The sequence below is a fragment of the Enterobacter sp. CFEC122 genome, from assembly GCF_052983755.1.
On sequence record NZ_JBRIQR010000117.1, the window covers coordinates 1 to 1,293 of the forward strand.

The following is a 1,293-nucleotide window of genomic DNA, read 5'->3' on the forward strand; positions in this document are numbered from 1 at the left end:
GGTATGAACCGGAAACATGGGTAACACTTTAGACCGGATACATGGGTAACAGTTATAACTGGCATAGAAGAGGAGACTCGCTATGCCCTGGACTGAGACCCGACCTATGCAACGCCTTGATTTTATCCGTGCCTGCCATGCAGGTACGGACTCCTTCTCCGCTCTTTGCCGTCTTTTTGGTATCAGCCGCAAAACCGGCTACAAATGGCTTCAGCGTTTTGACCCTTCTGACCTGTCCTCTCTCTCTGACCGGTCGCGCGCACCATGCTCTCACTCCCGGACGGTTCCTGATGAGGTCGTCGGACACCTGACTGCCCTGCGTCAGAAACACCCTGACTGGGGCCCGAAAAAACTGCGGATGTGGCTCCTCAATCATCACGTCGATTTTACCGTTCCTGCTGCCAGCACTGTCGGCGATATCCTCAAGCGTGAAGGCCTGGTACCTGACAGAAAGAGAAAGCGCAGAACGCCGGGGAATCGCCGGCCCCTGACCAGTATCAGTGAAAACAATCAGGTCTGGAGCGCTGATTTTAAAGGCAAGTTCAGGCTGCTGAGCAGAGAGTACTGTCATCCCTTTACCCTGACCGACAACCACAGCCGGTATCTGCTGAGCTGCCGTGGAACGGACCGTGAGAGCGAGCCTTTCGTCAGGCACTGTCTGACGGAGGCGTTCCTGGAGTACGGTCTGCCGGACGTTCTGAGAACCGATAATGGTCAGCCCTTCGCAGGGACGGGTATCGCCGGGTTAAGTCGCCTTGCCGTCTGGCTGATAAAGCTGGGCGTCAGACCGGAGCGTATCCGGCGGGGCCATCCCGAAGAGAACGGGCGGCACGAACGCATGCACCGTTCCCTGAAAAGTGCGCTGGCGCAGGGGAACACCTTCATGACGATGGAAGAACAACAGCGGTGGTTCAGTGACTACCGGGAAGAATTTAACTACGAAAGACCGCATGAAGCCCTGGCGGGTGCAACGCCCGGAACGGTGTGGCACCCCTCGAAGCGACAGTGGGATGGCCGTGTTCCTGACTATGCCTATCCGTCAGGAGGAACGGTCTACAGGGTGAAATCGAGGGGGACACTCTATATGGGGAAAAAGGGGACGGTGTTCCTGAGTGAAGCGCTGACTGATGAGTACATCATGCTGGAAGAACAAGATGATGGCCTGGAGGCCATCATCTTCAACGGAATAACGCTTGCGTACTACGACCGAAAAACCCAGAGTGTGGTGCGGATAGACTAAAAGTGTTACCTATGTTCCCGGTCTGATCTGTCACCTATGTATCCGGTCATACA

The 1,293-nt window shown here is 55.6% G+C and carries 1 protein-coding gene; it reads left to right on the top strand.

All coding sequences use genetic code 11. From position 1 onward, the window contains the following. Positions 1–82: 82 nt before the first annotated feature. Entirely contained in the window at positions 83–1,240 is a 1,158-nt protein-coding gene (locus ACVCAM_RS26380; RefSeq protein WP_025910470.1) for a DDE-type integrase/transposase/recombinase, read from the top strand. Positions 1,241–1,293: the final 53 nt, after the last annotated feature.

What these genes read in the sequence shown, in the direction of transcription:
- ACVCAM_RS26380 (WP_025910470.1), top strand. Translation starts at nt 83, where the DNA reads ATGCCCTGGACTGAGACCCGACCTATGCAACGCCTTGATTTTATCCGT.